At 50.5% G+C, this 649-nt stretch carries 1 protein-coding gene; it reads left to right on the forward strand.

Features of this window, described 5'->3' with window-relative positions:
* Positions 1–26 precede the first annotated feature (26 nt).
* Positions 27–649 (forward strand): NAD(P)-binding domain-containing protein (locus tag R7Q48_RS28180; protein WP_318133615.1); only part of this gene is annotated, 623 nt, incomplete at its 3' end.

Genomic DNA, 649 nt, shown 5'->3' on the forward strand with positions numbered 1-649 from the left:
CCGTTAGGTCAATAAGGAGAATGATCATGAGTACCATCGCATTTATTGGGTTGGGTCGAATGGGAAATCCAATGGCGCAGAACTTGTTAGCGTCAGGGTTTAACGTGCAAATATTTGACGTGGATGTGGAAGCCGCAAAACAACTGATGCCATTTGGGGCAGTGGTTGCGAGCTCGCTCGAAGAAGTGGTGGATGGTGCAAGCACTGTGATCACCATGCTTCCTGCGGGGTCTCACGTTCGGTCGGTGTATTTGGGGGACTTACACGGGGGCGTTGGCGTGATGAACCTTGTCGCACCGAATACGCTATTGATTGACTGTTCGACGATCGATCCCGATTCAGCAAGATTGGTTGCCAATGAAGCGGCAAACAAGCGTTTGTTATTTGTCGACGCACCGGTTTCGGGTGGCGTCGCGGGAGCTAAAGCGGCTACGTTGACGTTCATTGTCGGTGGCTCGGATGAGGCATTCTCAAAAGCGAACGCCATTTTGCAGTACATGGGGAAAAACGTTTTTCATGCGGGTAAAGCTGGCGATGGGCAGATGGCTAAAATCTGTAATAACCTGATGCTGGGTATTTTGATGTCAGGCACGTGTGAGGCGCTGAACTTAGGCATTGATCATGGGCTCGATCCAAAAGTCTTGTCCAA

This window comes from Vibrio sp. 378 (assembly GCF_033339435.1).